General features: G+C 32.8%; 23 protein-coding genes and 1 pseudogene. 17 read left to right on the forward strand and 7 right to left on the reverse strand.

Annotated elements, in window-relative coordinates; all coding sequences use genetic code 11:
- Positions 1-563 (reverse strand): annotated as a pseudogene (locus tag OD917_RS06770) (hypothetical protein); the annotation flags it as partial.
- A 207-nt stretch (positions 564-770) separates the two neighbouring features.
- Between OD917_RS06770 and OD917_RS06775 the strand changes: the two are divergent.
- The 6 genes from OD917_RS06775 (at position 771) to OD917_RS06800 (ending at position 4,266) form a co-directional block, all read left to right on the forward strand.
- Positions 771-1,370 carry a Crp/Fnr family transcriptional regulator gene (locus OD917_RS06775; protein ID WP_129747740.1) on the forward strand — a complete coding sequence of 200 codons (600 nt, stop codon included), beginning with the start codon at positions 771-773 and terminating at the stop codon, positions 1,368-1,370.
- 73 nt (positions 1,371-1,443) lie between these two features.
- The gene (locus OD917_RS06780) at positions 1,444-2,175 is read left to right on the forward strand and encodes a GNAT family N-acetyltransferase (protein ID WP_263522794.1); all 732 of its coding nucleotides are present in this window, start codon (positions 1,444-1,446) and stop codon (positions 2,173-2,175) included.
- Positions 2,176-2,500: 325 nt separating this feature from the next.
- Entirely contained in the window at positions 2,501-2,881 is a 381-nt protein-coding gene (locus OD917_RS06785; protein WP_263522795.1) for a DoxX family protein, read from the forward strand.
- Between the two features lie 13 nt (positions 2,882-2,894).
- Positions 2,895-3,104, forward strand: coding sequence for a hypothetical protein (locus OD917_RS06790; protein ID WP_263522796.1), 210 nt, complete (start codon positions 2,895-2,897; stop codon positions 3,102-3,104).
- Between the two features lie 179 nt (positions 3,105-3,283).
- Positions 3,284-3,739 (forward strand): DinB family protein, encoded by a 456-nt coding sequence (locus OD917_RS06795; protein ID WP_263522797.1) that lies wholly within the window; start codon positions 3,284-3,286, stop codon positions 3,737-3,739.
- A gap of 59 nt (positions 3,740-3,798) precedes the next feature.
- Positions 3,799-4,266: a DUF1440 domain-containing protein gene (locus OD917_RS06800; RefSeq protein WP_263522798.1), complete on the forward strand. Its 468-nt coding sequence runs from the start codon at positions 3,799-3,801 to the stop codon at positions 4,264-4,266.
- A gap of 89 nt (positions 4,267-4,355) precedes the next feature.
- Here the strand turns inward: OD917_RS06800 and OD917_RS06805 are convergent, their stop codons facing one another.
- Positions 4,356-4,517, reverse strand: a complete 162-nt coding sequence (locus OD917_RS06805; RefSeq protein WP_111289424.1) for a DUF1328 family protein — start codon at positions 4,515-4,517, stop codon at positions 4,356-4,358.
- Positions 4,518-4,783: 266 nt separating this feature from the next.
- Here OD917_RS06805 and OD917_RS06810 point away from each other — a divergent pair, with 266 nt between their 5' ends.
- The 8 genes from OD917_RS06810 (at position 4,784) to OD917_RS06845 (ending at position 15,393) form a co-directional block, all read left to right on the forward strand.
- Positions 4,784-5,842 (forward strand): pesticidal protein Cry7Aa, encoded by a 1,059-nt coding sequence (locus tag OD917_RS06810; RefSeq protein ID WP_263522890.1) that lies wholly within the window; start codon positions 4,784-4,786, stop codon positions 5,840-5,842.
- Positions 5,823-8,093, forward strand: coding sequence for a glycosyltransferase (locus OD917_RS06815; RefSeq protein WP_263522799.1), 2,271 nt, complete (start codon positions 5,823-5,825; stop codon positions 8,091-8,093). Before OD917_RS06810 ends, OD917_RS06815 begins: the two co-directional genes overlap by 20 nt.
- Positions 8,094-8,363: 270 nt before the next feature.
- On the forward strand, positions 8,364-9,122 hold the full coding sequence (locus tag OD917_RS06820) for an MlaE family ABC transporter permease (RefSeq protein ID WP_263522800.1): 759 nt from the start codon (positions 8,364-8,366) through the stop codon (positions 9,120-9,122).
- A gap of 4 nt (positions 9,123-9,126) precedes the next feature.
- The gene (locus tag OD917_RS06825) at positions 9,127-9,903 is read left to right on the forward strand and encodes an ABC transporter ATP-binding protein (protein ID WP_411970329.1); all 777 of its coding nucleotides are present in this window, start codon (positions 9,127-9,129) and stop codon (positions 9,901-9,903) included.
- A 21-nt stretch (positions 9,904-9,924) separates the two neighbouring features.
- Positions 9,925-10,752 (forward strand): MlaD family protein, encoded by an 828-nt coding sequence (locus OD917_RS06830; RefSeq protein ID WP_263522802.1) that lies wholly within the window; start codon positions 9,925-9,927, stop codon positions 10,750-10,752.
- 109 nt (positions 10,753-10,861) lie between these two features.
- On the forward strand, positions 10,862-13,684 hold the full coding sequence (locus OD917_RS06835) for an AsmA-like C-terminal region-containing protein (protein ID WP_263522803.1): 2,823 nt from the start codon (positions 10,862-10,864) through the stop codon (positions 13,682-13,684).
- Between the two features lie 2 nt (positions 13,685-13,686).
- Complete coding sequence (locus OD917_RS06840) at positions 13,687-14,187, forward strand: low affinity iron permease family protein (protein WP_263522804.1); 501 nt, start codon at positions 13,687-13,689, stop codon at positions 14,185-14,187.
- Positions 14,188-14,193: 6 nt separating this feature from the next.
- Complete coding sequence (locus OD917_RS06845; protein WP_263522805.1) at positions 14,194-15,393, forward strand: NAD(P)/FAD-dependent oxidoreductase; 1,200 nt, start codon at positions 14,194-14,196, stop codon at positions 15,391-15,393.
- Between the two features lie 206 nt (positions 15,394-15,599).
- On the opposite strand, the gene OD917_RS06850 is transcribed toward OD917_RS06845, so the two are convergent.
- Positions 15,600-16,625 carry a helix-turn-helix domain-containing protein gene (locus tag OD917_RS06850; protein ID WP_263522806.1) on the reverse strand — a complete coding sequence of 342 codons (1,026 nt, stop codon included), beginning with the start codon at positions 16,623-16,625 and terminating at the stop codon, positions 15,600-15,602.
- A 193-nt stretch (positions 16,626-16,818) separates the two neighbouring features.
- Here OD917_RS06850 and OD917_RS06855 point away from each other — a divergent pair, with 193 nt between their 5' ends.
- Together OD917_RS06855 and OD917_RS06860 are read left to right on the forward strand one after the other, a co-directional pair.
- A complete protein-coding gene (locus tag OD917_RS06855) occupies positions 16,819-17,304 on the forward strand; it encodes a DNA-deoxyinosine glycosylase (RefSeq protein ID WP_263522807.1) in 486 nt (161 codons plus the stop codon).
- 299 nt (positions 17,305-17,603) lie between these two features.
- Entirely contained in the window at positions 17,604-18,038 is a 435-nt protein-coding gene (locus OD917_RS06860) for a DUF6526 family protein (RefSeq protein WP_263522808.1), read from the forward strand.
- On the opposite strand, the gene OD917_RS06865 is transcribed toward OD917_RS06860, so the two are convergent.
- The 3 genes from OD917_RS06865 to OD917_RS06875 all read right to left on the reverse strand — a co-directional run bounded on the left by OD917_RS06865 (position 18,035) and on the right by OD917_RS06875 (position 21,430).
- Entirely contained in the window at positions 18,035-19,204 is a 1,170-nt protein-coding gene (locus OD917_RS06865) for a hypothetical protein (RefSeq protein ID WP_263522809.1), read from the reverse strand. The genes OD917_RS06860 and OD917_RS06865 overlap by 4 nt on opposite strands.
- A gap of 267 nt (positions 19,205-19,471) precedes the next feature.
- The gene (locus OD917_RS06870; protein WP_263522810.1) at positions 19,472-20,893 is read right to left on the reverse strand and encodes an MATE family efflux transporter; all 1,422 of its coding nucleotides are present in this window, start codon (positions 20,891-20,893) and stop codon (positions 19,472-19,474) included.
- Between the two features lie 60 nt (positions 20,894-20,953).
- Positions 20,954-21,430, reverse strand: a complete 477-nt coding sequence (locus OD917_RS06875; protein WP_263522811.1) for a MarR family winged helix-turn-helix transcriptional regulator — start codon at positions 21,428-21,430, stop codon at positions 20,954-20,956.
- 175 nt (positions 21,431-21,605) lie between these two features.
- Here OD917_RS06875 and OD917_RS06880 point away from each other — a divergent pair, with 175 nt between their 5' ends.
- Positions 21,606-22,520: a hypothetical protein gene (locus OD917_RS06880; RefSeq protein ID WP_263522812.1), complete on the forward strand. Its 915-nt coding sequence runs from the start codon at positions 21,606-21,608 to the stop codon at positions 22,518-22,520.
- A gap of 356 nt (positions 22,521-22,876) precedes the next feature.
- Here the strand turns inward: OD917_RS06880 and OD917_RS06885 are convergent, their stop codons facing one another.
- Complete coding sequence (locus OD917_RS06885; protein WP_263522813.1) at positions 22,877-24,895, reverse strand: glycoside hydrolase family 97 protein; 2,019 nt, start codon at positions 24,893-24,895, stop codon at positions 22,877-22,879.
- Positions 24,896-24,909 lie beyond the last annotated feature (14 nt).

Consider the following 24,909-nt stretch of genomic DNA (forward strand, 5'->3'; position numbering starts at 1 on the left):
GTGATTATTTTAAAATCGCCTCCAGCGGCATCGACTGTAATAAATTTTAGCATGTTAGCGTCATTAAGATTTGAGATATATTTTCTATCTAAATAATCAACACTTAATCCAGCACCCTGTATTGCAACTACGTTCTTGTCATCACGATTTTTTGAAAAGCTCAATCCCCAATTTGGATTTCCATCATTGTTAATTGGCCAATTTTGTATATTCAAAGTTTGTGTCGCAATATGATTTCCTAAATTATCTCCAAGAGAAGCTCTTGTTACCCATTTTAAAACTCCGGTTGGATCTGCAACTAAAACGTTATCTGTGTTCGCTCCAACCTGTAATCCATCTATGGTTAATGTATTTTCTGAATTGGTTACAATTGTAGTAGGTTTTAGTAAAGCTCCTCCTAATTCAATGTTACCACTTTCAGCTTTTAATCCGTTATTTGCTGTAATAGGATTAGTGAAAACTTTTACCTTTTTTCCATTTGGTGTTACTAATGTTTCTGTTTGTGCCATCAAAAATCCGCTTTGAGCTAATAAAAGCATACAAACAATCTTCTTTATTTTCATCGTTTATTTTATTTAATTGATTAATTCATAAAATGAGCACGAAAATAAAATTACAGCATGCAGGATTTTACCTCTAAAAGTTTTCTTTGTATTAAAATGAGCTATTTTTATTACTTTTTTTATCCTAAATATATTTTTAATAGCTTAATAACAAAAAACACGAAACAGTTTTTTGCTACTTTTGATAAGCTTAAAAATACTACAAAAATGCATCATCAAGAGTACCTCAACAATCTAAAACAAACCATCGAAAGCTACTACCCGCTTTCTGATCAGTCTTGGAAACAGATAGAAAGCACTACGCATTTCCAAACTCTTAAAAAAGGAGAAACATTATTAGGAAATGGAGAAATTGCTAAAAATCTTCATTTTGTTGCCAAAGGAATTTTAAGGGCTTTTATTACAGATGAGCAGGGAAATTTCTATAACAAAAATCTTTTTCTTGAAAATTATTTTGCAGGTTCTAAAGTTTCGCTGATGCTCCAAACTCCCTCAAATTTTACAATTGAAGCTTTAGAAGATTGTATCGTCATCAACATCAATTATAAAAAATATATGGAGCTGATCTATAAAAATGACGATCTCAAAAACTTTTATATTGCCCATCTAGAAAAAAACTGGATCATCGAAAAAGAACAAAGAGAAGTCGCTTTAGTGATGCAAAACGCAACCGAAAGATATGTAAGCCTTTTAGAGAAACATCCAACTATTGCAGATCGCGTTCCATTATTGCATATTGCTTCGCATTTGGGCATTACGCCAACGCAGTTAAGCCGAATCAGAAAAAGTTTGGAAAAAGATTTGTAAATCAACATATGTAAAGGCTTTTCTGAAAAACTCAATTTACCTTTGTCAGTATAATTCAAACTCGTCATTTACAATGAACCATCTAGACCTCATCAAAGACAATATTGACAATCTTACCACTCTTTGGAAAACTGTTGCAACTCCTCTCCTTTCTTATCATAAAAATGATCCTTTTGAATTTTCTCAAATAAAAAACTCAGGCTGGCCAAATAGATTATGGTCTAGAGAAGATATTACCGAAGAAAACTTTCTGCAGATTCAGGAAACAATGGAGAAAAATCCAGGTTTGGTTATTCCGTATTGGGATATTTTTGGAAGTAATTCTAAAGAAATTTTCGAAAAAAATGGCTTTCATATTCGAATTCAGCTTGTGGCAATGGCTTTAAAACTGAGAGAAAAATTTCCGCTTCAATACAGCCTTACTTTCAAAAGAGTTTTAAATGAAGAAGATGCCAAAACTTGGTCAGATATTTATCCGCTTTCTTTTAGTTATGTAATCAGCAAAGAAACTTTGGTTGCTAATTACGAAAATGTGAAATTCTACTTAGTTCATTTTGAAGGAAAAGCGATTGGAACATTGACTCTTTTTCAAACTGGAGATATTATGGGAATTCACGGTGTCGGCGTTATTCCTGAAATGCGAAAAAAAGGTTTCGCAGAAGAGATCATGAAATTTGCCATCAACGAAGCTATTGATGCCGATTGTGAATATGCACAATTACAAGCTTCTGCTCTAGGAAAGGGCATTTACACGAGATTAGGCTTTGAGGATTTGTTTACGATTACGAATTACCAACTGAGTTAAATTCTAAAATCCAAATTCCAAACTTCCTTATTTTATGTCATCCTGACGAAGGAAAGATCACACTAGAAATTCCACAAAGTAATTCCTACCAATCTTTGCCGAGTCTCTTGTGTGATCCTTCCTTCGTCAGGATGACATAACAAATACGAGTAAATCTAAACAAAGAAAAAAACTCTGAGCCTTTGTTACTTTGCATCTTTGCACCTCTTAAAAAACAATCTTGTCCAAAATGCCCCTAAAATAGTCGTAAATGTGTATTTCTTTAAAAGGAAAACATTATTAGATTTGTAATACTTTAACTAATAACCTTTTAAATAAATATTCAATGAAAACAGCGAAAATCATTTTCTGGACTACTACTATTCTTATTTTTTTATTCGAAGGCGTTATGCCAGCTTTAACCTCTCAGTCTGAACTAGCCAAAGAAGGAATCAGACACCTTGGCTATCCGCAATATTTCGGGAATGCACTTGTTGTATTTAAGATTCTTGGAGTTTTAGCTTTAATTATTCCGCAAGTGCCTGGACGAATCAAAGAATGGGCTTATGCAGGATTTGCTTTCGATTTTATTTTTGCCTCAATAAGTCATTTCGCAATTGACGGAATTGGTTTTCAAGGCTTCTTCCCTTTAATTGTTTTAGCGATATTAATTGTATCGTATGTAACATATCACAGAATACAGCGTTATAAAAACATAGCACTCTAAAAATCAAAACTTTATGATTGAAGTTTTTAAAACAAATGTTCAAGAAGAATCTCAATGTAATGTTATCATTGAGAAGCTTCTTGAGCATTATCCAAATAGCTTGATCAACTTCGATTTAGAAGATTGCGACAAAATTCTCCGTATTCACGCACCTTCAATTTCCAATACAAAAATCATCGACATTTTAAATTCGCACGGTTACCTCTGCGAAGCACTTCCATAAAAAATTAACACTTCTCAAATGTCTGATTCATAGTATTTTAATATTTTTTATTGTATATTTGAAATACCATCATTCATTCGCCTAATTCTATAAATTTAGTTTAACAGTCTATTCACCGTAGTTTTAAACCAATCGGTAAATATATACTGTCGAGTACCTAATTTCTAAAATTAATAAAAATGAAAAGTGCTATTCAAAATACCATACTTGAGACCTACACCAAATTGAATGATCTTCTTTCTTCTTTTGAAAAAGAAGAAATCAATATTGTGCCATTTGAAGGAAGCTGGACCGCTGGGCAAACTGTACAGCATATTATTCTCGCCTGCTCAGGATTAACAATTCTGTTTGCGGGAAATACGGAAAAGACAACCCGAAAACCTGACGAAAATGTAAAAGCTCTTGATGGCATCTTTTTAGATTTTAATACTAAATATCAATCACCTGAAAACATAAAACCTGCTGAAATTGACTATGAAAAAGGTTCGCTGCTGGCTTCTATCAAAAAAATACAAAATGATTTATTTGAAGCTGCAGAAACCTACGATTTAACGCTGACGTGTTTGGATGCTAAAGTATTTACGAATGGCTTCATTTTGCAATTGTACACACGCAGAGACATACACACCAGTTAAAATCGATTTACGAACATATTAAAAAATAAGGAATCAGTATTTAACTCTAAACTATTTTTATGAGATCAAAAGTTAGAACTATTGTTTCATCTGGTTTAGTTGCAGGAACATTAGACATTACTGCCGCTATTTTGATTTATGCTGTAATACTTCATAAAACAACAGCCGAAAAAATTCTACAATCTATTGCAAGCGGTGTTTTTAAAAAAGAAGCTTATACAGGCGGACCAGAAATGACTTTTGCGGGTTTAGGTTTTCATTTCTTAATTGCTTTTATTTTTGCTTGGTTTTATTTTAAAATCTTTCCCTACATCCCGTTCTTTAAAATAAACACATTTCTATCTGGCATCTCTTACGGATTCTTTATTTGGGCTGTAATGAATCTAATTGTTCTCCCGATTGTTTTTCCTGTTTTACCAGAAAAAAAATTAGATTTTCCGCTTTTGCTTTCAATTCTTATTGTGATTTGCTGCGTCGGAATTCCGATTGCTTTTATTACTAGGAAGTATTACGCAAAATGGTACTGATATGAAGGTGCAAAGGGATAAAGGTTCAAAGTTGCATAGGCTAAAACTCTGGACCTTTGCGACTTTGAACCTCTGAACCTTAACAAAAACTAAACTTTCGTTCTTCCTGTAATTAATGATATAATAAATAATACTAAAAAGATAAAGAATAAAACTTTTGCGATGCTTGCGGCTCCGGCAGCAATACCGCCAAAACCAAAAATTCCAGCTATTATAGCAAGAATTATAAATATAACTGTCCAACGTAACATAATATTGATTTTTTAAGTTCTTAATACGACTATTTTATAAGCCTTTTGTTTATTTCAAAGTTCTTTTATTCTTACAAATCTTGTTAACTCTAAACGCTTTATTATTATCGCTATAAACTAAAACAACACCATATTATACGCCACTTTCACGATTATTAACAAGCCTTACAGAATTACCATGTTTGTGCATTTGAGTTAATTTTTTAATGGATTGGATTAATGGTCGCTTTTATACTAAAGTAATTTTAGATAAAATTTTTACAGTAATGGAAGCAGCTAAAAAGCATGGTGTCATTTTAGAAAAAACAGATCGAAATTTTGAAGAATTAGGAGTTTTAAATCCTGCAATTTATCAAGACGGAAATAAGGTACACATGTTTTACAGAGCCGCAAAAAAAGGGAATTTCTCTACTATTGGTTATTGCCGCTTTGAAGGCCCAATAACTTTAGTTGAAAGAAACACACAGCCCATTTTTGTTCCTGATTATATTTATGAAATTCATGGTGTCGAAGATCCTAGAATTACTAAAATAGACGACAGGTTTTATATGACTTATGTTACTTACGACGGAATTAACGCCTGTGGAGCTCTCGCCGTTTCAAAAGATTTAAAGGTTTTTAAGAAGAAAGGAATTATTACACCGAAGTTTATTCTTAACGAATTTACAAATCTAATTAGAAAGCATTTACAGAATCCGAGTATTGCTAAGATTTTGGCCTTCAATACTGAAAGAAATTATCCGTTAACGGAAACCATTAAAGAAAACCTGTTTGTTTGGGACAAAAACGTAGTTCTTTTCCCGAAAAAGTTCAATGGAAAATTTGTTGCATTGCATCGATTATTTCCATCTATTCAAATTTTTTCGTTTGAAAAAAAATCAGAATTGACAGAAGATTTTTGGAAAGATTACTTAAAAAATCTTCCCGATCACATTGTAATGGAACCAAAGTATGACCACGAAACAAGCCATATTGGTCCAGGAGCCCCGCCAATAGAAACAGCAGACGGCTGGCTTTTAATTTATCATGCTGCTGAAAGAAGAGAGAAAGGTTTGGTTTATCATGCCGCAGCTGTTTTATTGGATTTAGAAGATCCTTCAAAAGTTATAGCAAGGCTTCCAAAACCTATTATTACTCCTTCTGAATATTATGAAAGACATGGTTATGTCAATTATGTGGTTTTCCCTACTGGAACAGCCATTTTTGACAACCAACTATATATTTACTATGGCGCTGCCGATGATAAGATTGCGGTGGCATCTCTGAACCTGAACGAGTTATTAACCGAGCTAAAAATGAATTCTCATGAAAACAATATCAAATAAATCAAAAATAGTTTTTTTATCTACTTTTCCGCCTACGCAATGCGGCATAGCAACCTATACTCAAGATACCATTAAAGGAATCACAGATGTTTATGGTAAATCTATCAAATGCGAAATATGTGAACTTGTTGATAAACCCAAAGACCAACCAACACAAGCATTTACCTTAAATACAAAAAATCGAGAAGAATATGTTAAAGTAGCCGAGGAAATTAATGCAGATGAAACTGTGAAATTAATTCATATTCAGCATGAATTTGGTTTGTTTTCAGGAAATTATGGAGATCATCTTTTAGATTTTTTAAATGCTATTAAAATCCCTGTTACATTTACTTTTCACAGCGTAATTCCGAATCCGAATGACGAATTGAGAACATTTGTAAGGCTGCTGTTAAGCTACAGCAATTCGGTTTTTGTTATGACTAATAAATCTAAAGAAATACTAATTAACGACTACGATATCAATGAAGAAATAATTACTTGTGTACCTCATGGAACTCACATTGTGATATATGAAACCCCAGAACAGGCAAAAGAAAAATTAAACATTCAAGATAGATTAGTACTTTCAACTTTCGGACTCTTAGGAGAAGGTAAAAATATAGAAACAGGTTTACAGGCTTTACCAAAAATTATCGAAAAAGCACCAAATGCTTTGTATTTAATAATCGGAAAAACCCACCCAAATTTAATAAGAGATGGCGTTGATACTTATCGAGATAAATTGGAAGGCTTGGTTAAAGAATTGAATCTTCAAGACAATGTTCGTTTTATAAATCAATATTTGGATACTGATGAACTTTTAGAATATTTGAAAGCGACTGACATATATATGTTTACTTCCAAAGACCCAAATCAGGCTGTGAGTGGCACTTTTGCTTATGCAATGAGTTGTGCTTGTCCGATTGTGGCATCAAAAATTCCGCATACGAAAGAAGTTTTAACTTCAGATTCTGGAATTTTATGTGATATTGGAAATCCTGATCAATTTGCTGAAGCGGCAATTAAATTGATTGAAGATGAAAACTTAAGACACGAAATGGGAATTAGTTCTTTTACCAAAATGCGAGCTACTTCATGGGAAAATGTTGCAATTACTCAAATGAATACTTACAAAGACCTAATTAAAAATCCATCAGAAATCAAATATAGCTATCCTGCTATTCAGTTAAAACATATTAAAAAATTAACTACCGAATTAGGAATCATCCAATTCAGTAAAATTTCGATTCCAGATTTAGATTCAGGATATACTTTAGATGATAATGCACGAGCTTTAATTGCTTTTTGTATGCATTACAAACTAACTCAGGACAAAGACGATTTGGCTTATATTTTAATTTATTTAGATTTTATTCAGCGTTGCCAAAAGCCAAAAGGAGATTTTATCAATTATGTCGATCAGGAAAACCGCGAACATATAGAACAAAATGCCGAAGTGAATTTAGAAGATTCTAATGCAAGAGCAATCTGGGCCTTAGGGACTGTGGTTTCAATGTCAGATTTACTACCAGAGGCGATTACCAAAAAAGCAACAAAATGTTTATTGAATTCCTTAAAATGGGCCGAAAATATTCAGTCGCCGCGTTCAATTGGTTTTGCTACAAAAGGATTGTATTTGTACCATTCAACAATTCCTAATCTATATGTTGCTGCAATCATCAATAAACTGAATGCTAAACTTTTGGCAAACTACGAAGATACTGCCACAGAAGACTGGCAATGGTTTGAAAATTATCTGACTTATGGAAACGGAATTCTTCCAGAATCTATGCTTTATGCATATTTAATTACCAACAAACCGGTTTACAAAAAAGTAGCTTTGGATTCTTTAGATTTCTTAATTTCTAAAACATTTGCAAAAGGAACTTTCAAAGCTATTTCTAATCAAAGCTGGCATCATAAAGGTTCAGAACCTCATGAATACGGAGAACAGCCAATTGACGTTACTTATACAATTCAGACTTTAAATGCATTTTATAATGCCTTTAAAACTCCAGAATATAAAAAGAAAATGAAAGCGGCTTTCAACTGGTTTTTAGGAAAAAATCATTTGAACCAAATTATGTACAATCCTGTAAGTGGCGGCGGTTACGATGGACTTGAGAAACATAATGTAAACTTAAATCAAGGTGCAGAATCAACAGTATGTTTCTTAACTGCCAGATTATTAATGGAAAAATTGGCAATTTCACAATCACGAGTTATACCATTAATGAAATCCCGTACAGGATTAGCAATTAATTCGTAATTTTATAAAATGAAGCTAACCAAATACTTCACTTTTTTAAACCCGGAAAATCCCTTTCTTATTCGAAAGGGATTTTTTGTTTTTCAAACATTCTCAAAACGCCGTTTCCTTCCTTTTATTGTGCGTCATTCGATGAAAATTATATAAACTTCCTAAAAAGTTCTGTAAGATTTTAACTCTTAAAAAAAGTAACTTTCATATAGAAACTGAAGAGGTCTTTTCACTATTCAGTTTTTCATTTTATAGGATTCACATTAAAACATAAATATTTTGATTCTTGCTATTAAAAATACATTCGCCGAAATTGGAGAAACCACAATATTCGCCAAAAGGTTTTTTAAAGAGGTTTTTATTCCACCTTACGAAACGAGAGAGTTTCTAAAACAATGCTATGTTATTGGTTATAAATCTCTGCCATTAGTTGCAATTACGGGTTTTATTATGGGATTGGTGCTTACGCTTCAATCGCGTCCAACGTTGGTAAAATTTGGTGCAGAATCTTGGCTTCCGGGAATGGTGGCGCTTTCGCTAATAAGAGAAATTGCTCCAGTAATTACAGCATTGATTTGCGCTGGAAAAATTTCGTCAGGAATTGGAGCCGAATTAGGTTCTATGAAAGTGACGGAACAGATTGATGCTATGGAAGTTTCAGCTGTAAATCCGTATAACTATTTAGTAGTGACACGAGTTTTAGCCTGTACTTTAATGGTACCAATTTTAGTCTTTTTTGCAGATGCTATTGGAATTATTGGCGGATATGTAGGCATCAACATTCATGGAGATGTCAATTTTTACAGGTTTTTAACCCAGATCATTCAATCCTTAGAATATTTAGACCTGCTTCCAGCAACGCTAAAAACTTTCTTTTTTGGATTTTTTATCGGAATGATTGGCTGTTATAAAGGTTTTAATGCATCAAACGGAACAGAAAGCGTGGGCCAAGCTGCTAATTCCGCAGTTGTAACGGCATCGTTAAGCATTTTTATTATTGATATGGTCGCTGTTCAAATAACCGATTTATTCTTTTAAAATGATGAAGGAAAAATTACATAAAGAATCAAAAACAAAAGAGAAAGATCAAACTCCGATTATTGAAATTAAAGATCTGCACAAGACTTTTGGAAAAGATAATGCCGTATTAAAAGGCGTAAATCTCACTTTGAATAAAGGTGAAGATTTAGTGGTTTTAGGACGTTCAGGATCTGGAAAATCAGTAACCATAAAATGTATCGTGGGATTGATTGAACCTGACAAAGGTGAAATCAAAGTTTTTGATGAAAACGTTCTTAATATTTCTAAAACAGAACTTAATGCCATTCGAGTTCGAATTGGTTTTTTGTTTCAAAGTGGCGCATTGTATGATTCAATGTCGGTTCGAGAAAATCTGGCTTTTACCTTGACCAAACACAAACGTGATTTAAGTCGAGATGAAGTTGAAAATGAAGTAATGGAAGCACTGGAAAATGTGGGCCTAGCCGATGCTATTGACAAAATGCCTTCTGAACTTTCGGGCGGTATGAGAAAAAGAATTGGCTTAGCGCGAACTTTAATCTTAAAACCAGAAATCATTTTATATGACGAACCCACAACGGGTTTGGACACTATAACGTCGAGAGAAATCAGCGAATTGATTTTGGATATTAAACACAAACAAAAAACGTCTTCGATTATTATCACGCACGATATGGCTTGCGCTAAAGTAACTTCTGATAGAATTGTGGTTTTAAAAGATGGCGTAATTCACGCTGAAGGAACATACGAAGAACTAGAAAAAGACGAAGACGAATGGGTTCGCTCATTTTTTGAATAAAGCAAAATAAATTAAGAAATCATGGAAAAGGAATCTGGATATACTTGGAAATTAGGAATGTTTGTAACGATAGGTTTACTGCTTTTTATAATGGCTGTCTATTTTATTGGAAAACAGCAAAATCTTTTTGGTTCAACCTTTCATATTAGCTCTCAGTTTAAAACTGTAAGTGGTTTGGAAGTTGGAAATAATGTTCGTTTTTCTGGAATTAATGTTGGAACAGTAGAACAAATTCAATTAAAAAATGATTCGACTGTAAACGTCATTTTGGTAATGAAAGAAGAGGTTCGAAAATTCATTAAAACCGATGCCACTGCAAGTATTGGCTCTGATGGTTTAATGGGTGACAAAGTTTTAACAATTTCTCCAGGTGCCAAATCTCAAAAAGAGATTGAAGACAACGGACAGATTGCTTCTGTTGACGGAATTGAAATGCACGATATTATGAAAAGCGTAAAGAAAAGCGTGGATAATATTGGTATAATTTCAGATGAAATTGCCATTTTCAGCCATAGCATGAACAACGGAAACGGGGCTCTAGCAAGATTGGTAAGAGATGATAAAATGGCCAACAGCGTTTCGAACACACTTTCTAATCTAGAAAGCGGTACAAAAGGTTTTAGCGAAAATATGGAAGCTGCAAAAAGCAATTTCCTCTTTAGAGGTTATTTTAAGAAAAAAGAGAAAAAGGCAGAAGAGAAAAAAGAAAAACAAGAAGAAGCTAAAAAAGAGAAACAAGAACAACAAGAGAAAGCCGCTAAAGAAAAAGAGGAAAAAGAACAGAAAGAGAAAGAAGAAAAACAAAAACAGGAAGAAGCTAAAAAAGTCGAAGCCGATAAGAAAAAATAAATTTTAGATCAATCATAACTTACAGTTCTATATTACAACTTTTAAGTTCTCGTTTCTAGATTTTTAACTTCTATTTTTAACATTGCTCAAAAGCAAAAACTTATATTATATGCCTTCTACATTCAAACATACCACCTTAAAAATTTTAAAAATTACTGGAATTACAATTGCGGTAATTTTGTTTTTGCTATTTATTATTCCGTTACTTTTTCCAGGAAAAATTGCTTCAGAAGTAAAGAAAATTGCAAACGAACGTTTAGATACTAAACTCGATTTTACAAAATCTAAACTTTCTTTTTTTACGCATTTTCCGTCATTGACCGTTTCACTTGACGAATTGTCTTTAACAGGTTCTAAACCTTTTAGCAATGACACTTTACTGAAAGCAGATCAAGTTGCTTTTGGAATTGATATAAAAAGACTGCTTTTTGATAACGAAGTCAAAATCAACAAACTCTACGTTTCTGATGCTTTAATCAATATTATGGTTAATGAGCAAGGTCAGGCGAATTATAATATTTATGTTGCCCCAGAAGATCGAAAAGAGGAAAAAGAAGATCCAAATGCTCCAGAAGAAGGAACAGCAATTCGATTGGAACGCATTGATTTGCAAAACTGCCATGTAAAATATAACGATCGCTCTGCAAAAATTTTAGTTGATGCGAAAGGTTTCAATTACATCGGAAAAGGAAATCTAAGCGAAGACATATTTGATCTTGCAACCGATGCCAAAATTGATAATCTCGATTTCTATTACGACCGAACTGGTTATTTGAGACGAAAAAAAGTTAGTGCCGATTTAATTACCCGAATCAATACGCACGCCCTTACTTTTATTTTGCAAAAAAATGAACTTCATATCAATAAATTACCTTTAAAATTTACTGGTTTATTTTCTATTTTAAGAGATGGATATAAAATCAATATTAAAGCCGCTTCAGAAAATACAACTGTAAAAGATTTATTGTCTGTAATGCCACCAGAATATTTAACATGGTTGGAAAAAACCGAAATTTCAGGAAGAAGCGATTTATTAGTCACTTTTAAAGGAGATTATAATGTCCCGAAAAAACAAAAACCAAACTTAGCTTTCAATTTAAAAATAAATGAAGGTTCGGTAAATTATAAAAACGCGCCAGTTCCTTTAACCGATTTTAAAATGGATTTGAATGCTATTCTTCCGTCTTTAGACATGGAACAGCTTTTGGTAAATCTTAGAACATTAAAATTTAAAGTTGGCGAAAAAGATTATTTCAATGCTTATCTGCACAGTAAAGGTTTAAGCGAAATGAACCTTAATGCAAGTGTAAAAGGCGCTTTGGATCTTGCTGTTGTCGATGCCGCTTTAGGATTGGAAAATATTGACTTAAAAGGAATTTTAAAGACCAATATTCAGGCAAAAGGAATTTTTAGCACTTCGAAAAAACTGTTTCCAAAAACTATTGGCGGAATTTCACTTCGAAATGGCTGGCTTAAAACAAAATATTATCCAAATCCAATTACCAATATCACTTTTATAGCCAATATGCTTAATAAAGCTGGAACTTATCAGGATTTGATTGTTGCCGTTGCTCCAGCTTCTTTTGTTTTCGAAGGAAATCCTGTTTATGTTAACGCCACTTTATCTGATTTTAGTGATTTAGCTTATAATGCAAAAATTAAAGGCGAACTGAATGTGGGCAGAATCTATCAGGTTTTCTCAGAAAAAGGCCTCGATTTAACAGGTTATGCTAAAGCCGATCTTTCGCTAAAAGGAAAACAAAGTTACGCTACAACAGGCCAATATGATAAACTGGATAATAAAGGAACATTGTTGCTAAAAAACATAAAAGCGACTTCAGAATTGTTTCCGAAAGCGTTCTTTATCAAACAAGGAAATTTCCGTTTTCAAAATGAGAAAATGTGGTTTGAAAAATTTAATGCCTCTTATGGAAAATCTGATTTTGACATAAATGGTTATCTCTTAAATACCATTAATTATTTCTTAGAATCTAACGGAACTTTGACTGGAAACTTCAACTTAAAATCAAAACTGATCAATGTTGATGAATTTATGGCACTCGAAAAAGGAGAAAATAAAGACCGTACGCTTGCCGTAGATTATGCCAAGGAAGATCACCCAAAAATGAGTGGTGTAGTGATCATTCCTAAAAACCTGAATGTCAGTTTAAACGCCAACGCTGACAAAATAGAATACAATGGTTTGGTTCTTAATAAATTAACTGGAAAAACTGGTATAAAAAAAGAAGGATTTTACTTAGAAAACATTACCTTTAATATAATCGATTGCATTTTAGGTGTAAATGCCTCTTATAGAGACGAATCGCCAACATCTGCACACTTTGATGCTCACTTTACAGCAAAAGATTTTGATGTTCAAAGAGCTTATAAAGAGATTCCGATGTTTCATGACATGGTTACAGCTGCTGAAAAAGCGTACGGAATCATATCTGTCGACTATAAAGTCAAAGGAGATTTGAATGGAAATATGGGACCAATCTACGAATCTCTTCAAGGCGGCGGAACGATAAATTTACGTGATGTTAAAATTAAAGGACTAAAACTTTTTGACGGAATTAGTTCTAAAACAGGACAAAACGGTTTGAATAATCCTGATATGAAAGGAATTGAAATTAAATCGACTATAGATAAAAACCTTATTAATGTTGAGCCATTTACCTTTACTGTGGCAGGTTTTAAACCCACAATAAAAGGAACTACAAGCTTTGATGGACTATTGGATCTTAGAATGCGTTTAGGTCTTCCGCTTTTCGGAATTATCGGTTTCCCGATTGTAATTACAGGAACGCATGAAGCTCCAAAAATTAAAATATTCAGCAAAACAGGACAAGAAATTAACCCCGCTGTTTATGACGAAAAGAACAATAAAGTAATTCGAGAAGAAAAAGTAAGCAAATCAAAAACCAAATAATAATGAATTCTAAATCTCAGCAAAGCAGTGCATTCGAAAAGTTTGCTTCAAAAGTTTCAAAAGCCGCCGGAAGCACAACTGCTTTTATTAGCGCGTTTATTATTGTTGTTGCTTGGGCAATATCTGGTCCTATTTTCGATTATTCTGAAACCTGGCAATTGGTCATTAATACAGGAACTACGATTATTACTTTTTTGATGGTCTTTTTAATTCAAAAAGCACAAAATAAAGATTCGCTTGCCATTCAGTTAAAATTAAATGAACTCGTTGCATCCAATGATTTATCGAGCAATAGTCTTGTTGATATTGAAAGCATGACCGAAGAAGAAATGATTATCATTCAGAAATATTATCACCGATTAAGTGAACTCGCTAAAAAAGACCAAAGCATCAGAACTTCGCATTCTATTGCCGAAGCACATGAACTTCATAATCGTAAGAAAGAAAAAAATGTAAAACCAAATAAAACCAAACGAACTCCCAAAAACAGCTCTAAAAAATAACCAAAAATGAAACTAAGTTCAACCGAAACCTATTGGCCATTAAAAAACGCCATCAAGCAAAGTTACCCTTCATTAGATTCCGATATTAACACTGACATTCTAATTATTGGCGGTGGTATTACAGGTGCATTAATTGCATATAAATTATTGAATGAAGGAAAGAAAATTGTTCTTGTAGACCGTCGCGACGTTTGTGGCGGAAGTACTTCTGGAAGCACTGCTTTACTGCAATATGAAATTGATGTTCCTTTACATCAGTTAATTAAACTTCGCGGCGCACGATGTGCTATTGATAGTTACCAAAATGGCAAAAAAGCCATTTTTGATCTTCGAAATATTATTGACACTATTGGCTGCGATTGTGGTTTCGAATTCAAAAAAAGTATCCTTTTTACTACTGTGAAGAAGGATGTTCCGTATTTAAAAAATGAATTTAAAACCCGAAAACAGCATGGTTTTGAAATCAGCTGGCTCAGTCGATTTGAACTTCAAAAAATGGGTTTAAATGCAATTGCAGGTATCGAATCTAAAACTGCAGCCGTTATGGATCCGTTTAAATTAGCAACTGATCTTTTATTTCATTGTCATGAAAAAGGAATGCAGATTTTTGACCGAACAAACATAGCTTCAATACAGCATCAAAAAGGCAAAATTATTGCTACAACAGATTCAAAACACGTCATAACAGCCGATCATATTATACATTGTACGGGTTATGAAAGTACAGAAACGATAAAGGAAAAAGTGGTCAATTTAAAAAGCACTTACGTTATTGCTTCTGAAAGTCAGCCAGATCTTCCAGAAAATTTCAAAAACGCTATTTTTTGGGACACAGCATCGCCTTATCATTATTTTAGAACTACAGAAGATAACCGTATTATAATAGGCGGCGGTGATGAAGATTTTAAAGACACCAATAAACGTGATAAACTGCTTCCTAAAAAAGAACAATATCTTTTAAAACAGTTTTTCAAGAGATTTCCCGATTTAAATTTTAAGATCGATTATTCTTGGGCGGGTACTTTTGGAGAAACCAAAGACGGACTTCCCTACTTCGGAAAACCAAATCCGAGGAAAAATGAGCATTATATTCTTGGCTTCGGAGGAAACGGAATCACTTTTAGTGTAATCGGAATGAATTCGATCTTGGATTCACTTAATAATAAAAAGAATACAGATTTAGATTATTATCGATTTGGGCGTTGAAAAAAGCGATGCTTTTTTCGAGGGATAAAGAGGCAAAGGTTCAAAGTGACAAAGTTAAGACTTGTGTCATTTTGAACCTTTTTTCTTTAAATTTATATATATCATGCTTTAGAGCTAACGACTTTAAATTAAAAGCTTTGCTTTTTTATTAGAGGCTTCAGAGTACAACCTTTGTCACTTTGTCCCTCTGAACCTCTGTTCCTCTATTACGCAGTAATAGCAAGAGAATTCAAATTAAACTTATATTCTTTTGGGCTGCAGTTGAATTTTTGCTTGAATATTTTAGAGAAATAACTTCTGCTGGTAAAACCAATGCAATACACTATTTCTGAAATATTTAAATCGGAAGTTCTGATTAAAATTTCGGCTTTTAAAACTCGCATGTGTGTAATATAATCGTTGACTGTGCGATTATGAATCATTTTAAAACCTTCCTGAAGTTTATTTGGAGAAAGACCTGATTTTTTACTCAATGATTTTATCGAAAATGCTTCTTCTGGACTTGATTTTATAAATTCAGAAAGCTCTTTGATTTCTTCCATTTCTCTTAAAGTCAATCCGTTTGATTCATTTGCGAAAGCGTGTAAATCGTCAGAATGTTGTTGAATTTCCATTGCAAGGATAATTCTCATAATTCCTTCTTTCAACAAATTACGGACAATTCCCGTTTGTGTAATCGAATTAAGCTGTTCGATTTTTTCTGCAATCTGCAAATTATATGAACCAATGTAAAAGAAATCTTGAACTAAATTATTTTCGAAAAAAGTATCTTTTACTTGCTGATTTAAAGAATGATTTTGATTTTTTGCATCAATTTCGGTTCCTACAGTAATTAAAGTAAGTTTCGTTTTTTTTCCTTTTTCAAAAAACAAAACATTATCCTGATTCTGTTTTGAAGTTACAATTGCAGTTTGAAAAGTTTTTAGTTTTCGCTCTTCCCCATCTAACCCAAAGCTATGCGAGAGATTTCCCTTCGAACAATAAGCAAAATAAATTGGTGACGATTTTACATTTAGAATATCTAATCTAACATCAGTTGAAAATGTCATATCAAACTGAACATACGAAATATTATCATTAAAAGAAGCTCCCATAATTGAACCTTCCGCAAAACTATTTTGTACTTCTAGTGTATATTCGTCTAAGTCAAAAGTCACTTTTCCGCCAAAATTAGTATGAAGTTCATCAAATATACTTTGAGTTTTTTCCGTATTTATAGTAACTATTTTCATGGTGACTGGATTTAAATTCTATAATTTGCTAAACAGTTTTTGCAGGAAAGCCATAAAGCTTTTCTTAAAAAACTGAAAGTCAAAGTTCGCCCAAAGACAGACCAAAAATGTTATATAATTTTCTCGTTTTGTTTTATAATTCCTTATTAATGATTATTTTAACTAAAAGAAAAAAAATCGAATTAAATTAAAGATGAAAAGTTTCTCCTTTGCTCCTATAAGTTCTCCAAATTCTAAAATTCTGATTTTAGGCACAATGCCTGGAACAAAATCTCTAGAACTCAATCAATATTACGGTCATAATCAGAATAACTTTTGGAAATTTATGTTCCAGATTTTAGGCGAAGAATTCTCTAATGATTATGAAATCAGAAAAACTTTATTAATTAAAAATGATATTGCTCTTTGGGATGTCTTACAATTTTGCGAACGTGTTGGAAGTCTCGATAGCGCCATTAAAAATGAAATTGCAAATGATTTTGAAGACTTTTTAGAAAAGCATCCCAAAATTGAAAGCATTTTTTTTAACGGACAGAAATCGGCGGCATTTTTTAAAAAATATGTCCATTTAAATAAAGAATACAAGACCTTTACTCTTCCATCAACAAGTCCGGCCAATGCTGGCAAGGCTTTTCAAGATAAATTAACTGAATGGAACGTCATTAAAAGCTTATTATGATAGCTTGAATTTTATATAATTAAATTGCCAATATTGGAATCATGTAACTTTTTCCGATTAAAGTATAACAAAACGCAACCACTCTTAAAGTAATTTTACATCAAAGAAAAATAAGCCATATTGTAGATTGATGAACGAAATGGAAAGGCTTTCTTCTTATTAAAATCGACAAAGCAAACTGTAAAAGGTTTAGTCTATAAAGAGAACATTGGTTATGTTAGTTTATTTTTGGGAAAAAGCTACTCTATAGAAATATAGAGTAGCTTTGTTTTTATAGGTTACCTTCTAAACAAAAAAGCATGAAAATTCAAACTTATTACAATCATATACGGTTTTACACGCCGCATCATTTTATATATTATCCTATTTTAATTCTGTTTTTAATCGCCAGTATTTATTTGAGTATTAATACGGAAGATCATCTAATTTGGGGATTTATCAGTGTCTCATTTGTATTTCTATTCTTCATAGCATATATGTTGCGCCAACATTATGCGCTTACGCTTCAAAACAGAATTGTGCGATTAGAAATGCGCTATCGCTATTTCAGTTTAACTGGACAACGATTTGAAGAATTTGAATACAAATTAACTGACGATCAAATATTTGCATTACGTTTTGCTCCAGACAGCGAATTAATTCCGCTTATAAAAGATGTTTTAAAAAACAACTTAACTGGAAATGCCATTAAAAAAGCAATTGTACACTGGAAAGCCGATTATCATAGAGTTTAGTTTGTATTTTTCTTTTTATTGAAAAGAAGATAAAACATAAACAATATGATCCAAACGGAAATAATTACAATAAAATAGATTCCAATAATATTTGGATGAAGATAATTTGGTTCGTAAAATAATTTATTTACTGTTGTAAATTTTTCGACAAGCGCTTTTCTATCAAAATTATTTCTAATTCCGTTAAGCGGTTCATCTCGGTTATCTTTATAATGATAAACATCTTGAGTCAATTGTTTCGGAATCAGATTCGTTTCTATATTGTATTTTCTAAAAAGCGTATCCAATTTTTGAAATGTAAAAGTCAGTGAGTCTTTCTTAGAATTATAAAGCAATTTATAGCGATCTACCGCAGCTTGATATCTTTGCTTATCAATCGAATCTCCTTGAACAGGGCTAAATAAAGATTTGTTTTCCAAAAAGATACAAATATCTTCGTCATGTTCTGGATGTACTGGAACACTTGCAAAAATAATTTCTATACTATCATTTAAAACCTTTTTAGAAATAATTCTTTTGTATAATTCTTCTTTATTAAAACTCAAAATATTTAGAATGCTATCGGCTCTATCTATCGTTTTATCAAAAGTACTGGCTAATGTTTTAATTGTGTCAATACTATAATAGCTATTCTCTATTATTGGGTATTCTCCAGCCGAAATAGTATCTTCTTCTTTAATAACCGGATAAGGTTTTGGATATAAAATATTCTCGTAATTAAATAATTTTTCAGAACTATAAGAGGTATATCCATACAAAAACGGATTTAATACATTCAGCAGTTTTTTGTCTTTATTAAAATCATTTTCAGATAATTCTGTTTTCAGTTTTGCGTTCATTCCAAAACTATAACTTATAAAAAAGGAAAAAGTCAAAAATGAAATCAGAAGTAAACAAACTCCAATCTTTAGTAAATTTCTGCCTTTATAATTTTCTCTGGAATGATTTCGAACCAAAAAAATTAGAAAGAAAAGTAAAAATAAACCACTGACAAAAAAGTGCGAAATCGAAACGTCATCGTAAAATTTAAATCGATAAAATTCGGTGTAGATATTAATATTCTTCAATCCTTTAAAGGTAAAATAACCATATAAAAAATAAGCTAGGTGAATTACGGCTAAGATGATTATAGATTTAATAAAATAACGCTTTAGATTTTTAGTCATGGCTTTAAAAGTTTCTAATGTGCTGAGATTGTATGTTTTTTCGAGGTTTCTAATATACTGAAATTTTGTTTTAGCAAAAAAATATTACAAATAAAAAAAGACGCGAAAAATCACGTCTTTATAAACCGTTGCTGTTGTAAATATTAATTTGAATCTAATCTTCCAATCTTTGGTTAGATGCACTGCTGTGCATCTCTACAATTAAAAAACCTAAACAACTTTGCAATTTTGTTCCTTAGAACCTCAGCATCTTAGAACCTCAGAACCTTATTTAGAAATATCAAATCCCTCTTTCAAGATTTCACTTTCAACCTTATCAATCAATTTGTTCGTTTTACCAGTTAGCTTTTCTTTTTTCCAATCTCCTTTTACATAAAGAATCAAAGTGATTAAAGCCGTTGCAACAGAAGCAATAGGGAAAGCCCACCAGATTCCAATTTTACCTAAAGAAGTATTATGAGACAAAATGTAAGCCAATGGAAACTGAATTACCCATTGCGAAACCAAAGTGAGAATCATAGGAAGTTTTGTGTTCCCAACAGCTCTGAAAACACCGGTTAGACAAAGCTGTAAGCCTAAAAATCCCCAAGAAAGACAAGTAATTCTTAACAATTCAGTTCCTCCTTTAATAACCGCTTGATCTCTCGGAACGAAAAATGCAATTAAATAGGGCGCAAAAATAAAAGCGAGGATTCCCAGACCTGTCAGCAAACCAAAACCAAGATATGCTCCAAGTTTTGAGATTTCGGCTGCACGGTCAATATTTCCTGCACCGATATTTTGTCCGACAAGAGTTGCAATTGCCATTGATAAACCCAAAGCCGGAATTAAAATCAGCTGAATCAAATTAGAACCAGCTCCATAAGAAGCAACAGTTAAAGTTCCAAAACGGACAATTAAAAACGTAATCGCCATCATTCCCAACGCGCGCATTGACTGCTCAATCGAAGAAGGAAATCCAATTTCAAAAGCTCTTTTAATGTGTTTATAATCTGGTTTAAAATCGGCAATTCGGAGATGAATTCCATGTTTTCCTCTAAACAAAATTGCAAAACCAATTATAATCGCAAGAAGCTGAGTAAATAAAGTTGCCAAAGCTGCGCCTTTTACGCCCATGGCCGGAATAAAATTCCATCCATAAATAAACAGCGGATCCAGCGCAAAATTTAAAATAACAGTTCCTAAAACAATATAAACTGGCAATGTAACGCGTCCAACTCCACGCATAATCGATTGGAAAATCATAAATCCAAAACTAAAAACCAAACCGACAAACGCGACACGCATAAATCCTAATGCATCTACATAAACTGTAGGCGTTACTTTTAGGAGATATAAAAAATAAGGACTCAAAATATATCCAATAATAGATAAGACTACCGAAACGATAATAACCATCGATAATGTCTGTGCGGCTACGTGATTGACCATTTTTTGGTTTCCTGCCCCAAAATATTGTGCAATTAAAATAGAACCAGCAATAGCTAATCCAGTTCCTAAAGCTATGGTTAAAAATATTACGGGTGTGCTTATCGAGACGGCTGCAACAGCATCCCCGCCTAAACGTCCTACCCAAAAAGCATCTACCAACTGATATGCGGCTTGTAATAAATTAGCAATCATAATTGGAATTGCTAATTTTAATAATGAAGAAAGGATTGGCCCTTCTAACAATTCATTTTTTTTCATTTATTCAAAATAAGTATTTAAAAATAAGTTGATATGTCAACTTTTAAGGATTAAAAAAAATTAAAGCATTTCTAGTTTGTCTGCATATGATCTTACTGCATTCAATGCTTCTACTCTTTCTTTTGGAGTAAACACAGACATTACTTCTTCTTCGGCCCTTTTCATTAGAGATCTAATGCTTTTTGCCAAAGTAATTCCCTCATTTGTAAGACTGACAATGTTTTTTCGTTTATCCATTTTGTCTTTTACAACCTCAACGAGATTTTTTTTTTCGAGTGCTGTTATACTTCTTAAAATAGATGATTTGTCTCTCATTGTTTTATCTGACAATTCTCTTTGCGAAAGACTTTTATGATGCAAGATCATCAACAATGGCAATTGTTCTAACTGCAATGTGATTCCAGCTTCATTCATTAACGCATTTGTACGTCTGAAAATTGCTCGTTTAATACGATGAATCTGGAAAAAGAAACTATCTGATATTTCTTCTTTCCAAAAATTTGAAAAGTTTTCGTTATTGGTCTTTAAATTTTCCATGATGCAAATTTACAAAAAAGAGTGACATGTCAACTATTTTTTTAAAACAAATCCTTATTTTACTGATATCCAGTAATTTTACAAAAATAATTCGATCACAAAAACCAAAATGAACGATTATTTTTACTAACTTTAATTGTTAAATATTACCTAATAAAAACCTAAAAAACTAACTATGATGAAACAATTATTTATTTTTTTGGTAATAATGCTCCTTTGGATTCCGTTAAAAGCACAAACTGTTGCTGAAATCGGTAAAGAAAATGATTTAACAACTTTTAAAACTGAAAGTGAAGATTTTCAAGACACTTCGGTAGATGATCTGCCCTGGCACAATAGACGATTTAAAGTTACTGCTGGTGGTTTTTTTCCTGTAAATAATACTGTAGTTAAAGTTGAAGGCAACAACGGAAATATAGGAACTGAAATTGATCTTGAAAACGATTTAGGCTTTTCTAAATCAACTGCATCATTTTTAGGAACATTTGATTGGCGCATATCTAAAAGATCCCGATTAGGTTTTGAATATTTTGTACTAGACAGAACCGCAACTAAAACGCTGCAAAGAGATATTAATTTTGGAGATCATACTTATCCAGTAGACGGAAGCGTTCGAGGTACTTTTAATGTACAGATTGCTAGAATTGCTTATGGTTATGCTATTTTATCTAAACCTAAATACCAAGCTGGTCTATTAATTGGTGCGCATGTTCTTTTTGCAGATTTAGGCCTAAAATTAGAAGCTAATACGCAGAGTGTAGAATATCATGATACTTTTGACTTTACCGCTCCACTGCCAGATGTTGGAATATGGGGAGAATTTGTTCTTGGAAAACGCTGGGGTTTATATGCCAACGTAAATTATCTTGCTGTAAAAATTAATGATACCGATGGCCGAATTATAAGCTACAATTTGTCGGTTTTATATAATGTTGTTCAAAACTTTAGTCTTACTGCAGGCTATACTGGTTTGAACTTTAGAGTAGATACTGTTCAGGAGCGATTAAACGGTTTCCTAAAATGGGGTTATAATGGGCCAACGATAACTGCAGTGTACACTTTTGGAAAGCATGTTAAAGTTACTAAATAACGATTCTGAGGTTCTGAGATGCTAAGGTACTGAGTTTTTTAACCGCAAAGAGCGCTTAGGATTACGCAAAGTTCGCAAAGGTTTTATATAAAGCTTTGCGAACTTTGTGTTTAAAATATATTAAAAGCTTTTTTTTTAACTAAACGAAATATTCTCGCAAAGAGTATAAAAACTTTGCGAACTCTGCGAAAAAATCTTTGCGAGCTTTGCGGTAAAATTATACTCAAAGTTACTCAAACTTGAAACCTGAAACTTGAAACTTGAAACAAAAAAACAAACCCGATAACTCCTCAGCTATCGGGTTTATTACCAAACTTAAACTTACTTAACTTAACTCAAAATAAAACTTAACTAATTTATTTTTCTATTGGAGTGAATTTTACAGCTGTTCCTCCACCAGCTGCCAATTTGATATCTAAAACAGTTTTGCTGTTTACTTTTTGTTTAGAGATTGTAACTGGATATGGATTTGTTTTATAATTTGCTCCTTCTCCATCTGCATAAATTTCTGCTTCGTATTCTTTGTTTTTATCTAGAAACGAAAGTGCTACTTTTAAATCTCTTGCATTTCTATTTGTGATAGAACCTAAGTACCAATTTTTCTCATCCCAATCTTTACGTGCAATTGTAGTATATTCTCCAATTTTCGAATCTAAAACTTTGGTATCAGACCAAGTGCAAGGCACGTCTTTTACGAATTGAAATTCTGGTTTCCCTTCATAATTTTCAGGTAAATCTGAAGCCATTTGCAACGGGCTGAAAATAATAACGTACAATGCCAATTGATTTGCCAACGTTGTCTGCACTTTTGCTCCAGAAGGTGTTTTATAATCAAAATTGAAGTTTCCTGGAGTATAATCAAAAGGCCCGGAAAGCATTCTTGTAAATGGCAAAGTTGTTAAATGTTCTGGCGTATTTCCTCCATCTACAGACCATGCATTATATTCTTGCCCACGTCCGCCTTCTTGCGACATAAAGTTTGGATAAGTACGCTGTAACCCCGTTCCTTTCATTGGTTCGTGGTTATCGATCATGATATGATATTTAGCCGCAGTTTCGATTACTTTTCTGTAATGACGTGCTCCGTATTGGCTATCATGCCATTCTTTTTTATCCAAATATTTGTTTACATAACCTGTTTTAACCGAATTCACTCCCATTTTTTGATACAGTTTGAAAGCTTCTTCCAACTGATTTTCGTAATTTTTGGTTGCTCCAGCCGTTTCATGATGTCCGATTAAACGAACATTTTTAATGGCTGCGTATTTAGTGATTTCTTCCAAATTAAAATCTGGATACGCTTTTACAAAACTAAATGCAGAACCGTCTGCTGTCCAATCGCCGTCCCAACCTTCATTCCAGCCTTCAACTAAAACTCCATCAAAACCATTTTTCGCAGCAAAATCAATATATTCTTTTGTGTTTTTAGTTGTTGCGCCATGTTTTGGTCCTTGTCCCCAAGTGTATTTTTCTAAGTGCATTCCCCACCAGATTCCGATGTATTTTGATGGCGTGATCCAAGATAAATCTTCAATTTTTGAAGGTTCGTTTAGATTTAGCATAATAGTTGAAGTCGCTACTTCTCCAGGATTTTTCCCGACAACAATTGTTCTCCAAGGCGTTTTAAAAGGTGTTTCGGCATATACTTTTACACCATCAGCCCACGGCACTAAATCACTTTTATATTGTTTGTCAGTAGTTTTTAAAAGTGTCATTGAAGCAAAATCTGTTAGGTTGGCTTCGTGAATCGCTACGTACAATTTATCTTTAGTTTCAAAAGTTGCAGGCGTATTAATCGTGTCGGTTTTACTCATTAACGTTTTACGGTATTCACTTTCGTAATAGCTATTTTCACGGTGAACTGGAATCCACCATACTTCATTATTATCTTTAAAAGTAAATTGCGTAACTTCATTAGAAATTTTGACTTTTCCTAAATGAGGCTGTTTTGGAAATTCATAACGAAATCCAACACCATCGTCAAAAACTCTAAAAATAATATCCACCAAACGCTCCTCGTCTTTTGCTTCTTTTAAGTGAACAATCAGTTCATTATGATGATCTCTTACTTTTTTGAATTCGCCCCAAGGCTGTTCCCAAGTTTCATCTGCCGATTTTTCTTCTGTTGAAACAACTTCAAAACCGTCAGTCATTTTTGCTAAACCTTGAAATTCAAATCCCATAAGCGAAGGTTCAATAACCGATTTTCCATTAGAAGAAAAACTGTATTGAGGCTGTCCTGAAGGAGTCAATTCAAAAGTTAATTCAGAGATTTTTTCTGGAGAACTGATTTTATACGTTGTTTTAGTACTGCAAGCCAGCATCAGCATCGATGCAAAAGCGATTAGACAGTATCTATATTTTCTGTTTTTCATTATTTAAATTGTAT

The sequence above is a fragment of the Flavobacterium sp. SH_e genome, assembly GCF_025717045.1.
In the GTDB taxonomy this organism is placed as follows: Bacteria; Bacteroidota; Bacteroidia; order Flavobacteriales; family Flavobacteriaceae; genus Flavobacterium.

Coding starts and splice junctions, on each gene's coding strand:
- OD917_RS06800 (WP_263522798.1), top strand. CDS start 3,799: ATGAGATCAAAAGTTAGAACTATTGTTTCATCTGGTTTAGTTGCAGGA.
- OD917_RS06835 (WP_263522803.1), top strand. CDS start 10,862: ATGCCTTCTACATTCAAACATACCACCTTAAAAATTTTAAAAATTACT.
- OD917_RS06785 (WP_263522795.1), top strand. CDS start 2,501: ATGAAAACAGCGAAAATCATTTTCTGGACTACTACTATTCTTATTTTT.
- OD917_RS06780 (WP_263522794.1), top strand. CDS start 1,444: ATGAACCATCTAGACCTCATCAAAGACAATATTGACAATCTTACCACT.
- OD917_RS06790 (WP_263522796.1), top strand. CDS start 2,895: ATGATTGAAGTTTTTAAAACAAATGTTCAAGAAGAATCTCAATGTAAT.
- OD917_RS06810 (WP_263522890.1), top strand. CDS start 4,784: ATGGAAGCAGCTAAAAAGCATGGTGTCATTTTAGAAAAAACAGATCGA.
- OD917_RS06775 (WP_129747740.1), top strand. CDS start 771: ATGCATCATCAAGAGTACCTCAACAATCTAAAACAAACCATCGAAAGC.
- OD917_RS06870 (WP_263522810.1), bottom strand. CDS start 20,893: ATGAAAAAAAATGAATTGTTAGAAGGGCCAATCCTTTCTTCATTATTA.
- OD917_RS06880 (WP_263522812.1), top strand. CDS start 21,606: ATGATGAAACAATTATTTATTTTTTTGGTAATAATGCTCCTTTGGATT.
- OD917_RS06855 (WP_263522807.1), top strand. CDS start 16,819: ATGAAAAGTTTCTCCTTTGCTCCTATAAGTTCTCCAAATTCTAAAATT.
- OD917_RS06815 (WP_263522799.1), top strand. CDS start 5,823: ATGAAAACAATATCAAATAAATCAAAAATAGTTTTTTTATCTACTTTT.
- OD917_RS06795 (WP_263522797.1), top strand. CDS start 3,284: ATGAAAAGTGCTATTCAAAATACCATACTTGAGACCTACACCAAATTG.
- OD917_RS06865 (WP_263522809.1), bottom strand. CDS start 19,204: ATGACTAAAAATCTAAAGCGTTATTTTATTAAATCTATAATCATCTTA.
- OD917_RS06860 (WP_263522808.1), top strand. CDS start 17,604: ATGAAAATTCAAACTTATTACAATCATATACGGTTTTACACGCCGCAT.
- OD917_RS06830 (WP_263522802.1), top strand. CDS start 9,925: ATGGAAAAGGAATCTGGATATACTTGGAAATTAGGAATGTTTGTAACG.
- OD917_RS06825 (WP_411970329.1), top strand. CDS start 9,127: ATGAAGGAAAAATTACATAAAGAATCAAAAACAAAAGAGAAAGATCAA.
- OD917_RS06805 (WP_111289424.1), bottom strand. CDS start 4,517: ATGTTACGTTGGACAGTTATATTTATAATTCTTGCTATAATAGCTGGA.
- OD917_RS06875 (WP_263522811.1), bottom strand. CDS start 21,430: ATGGAAAATTTAAAGACCAATAACGAAAACTTTTCAAATTTTTGGAAA.
- OD917_RS06885 (WP_263522813.1), bottom strand. CDS start 24,895: ATGAAAAACAGAAAATATAGATACTGTCTAATCGCTTTTGCATCGATG.
- OD917_RS06840 (WP_263522804.1), top strand. CDS start 13,687: ATGAATTCTAAATCTCAGCAAAGCAGTGCATTCGAAAAGTTTGCTTCA.
- OD917_RS06850 (WP_263522806.1), bottom strand. CDS start 16,625: ATGAAAATAGTTACTATAAATACGGAAAAAACTCAAAGTATATTTGAT.
- OD917_RS06845 (WP_263522805.1), top strand. CDS start 14,194: ATGAAACTAAGTTCAACCGAAACCTATTGGCCATTAAAAAACGCCATC.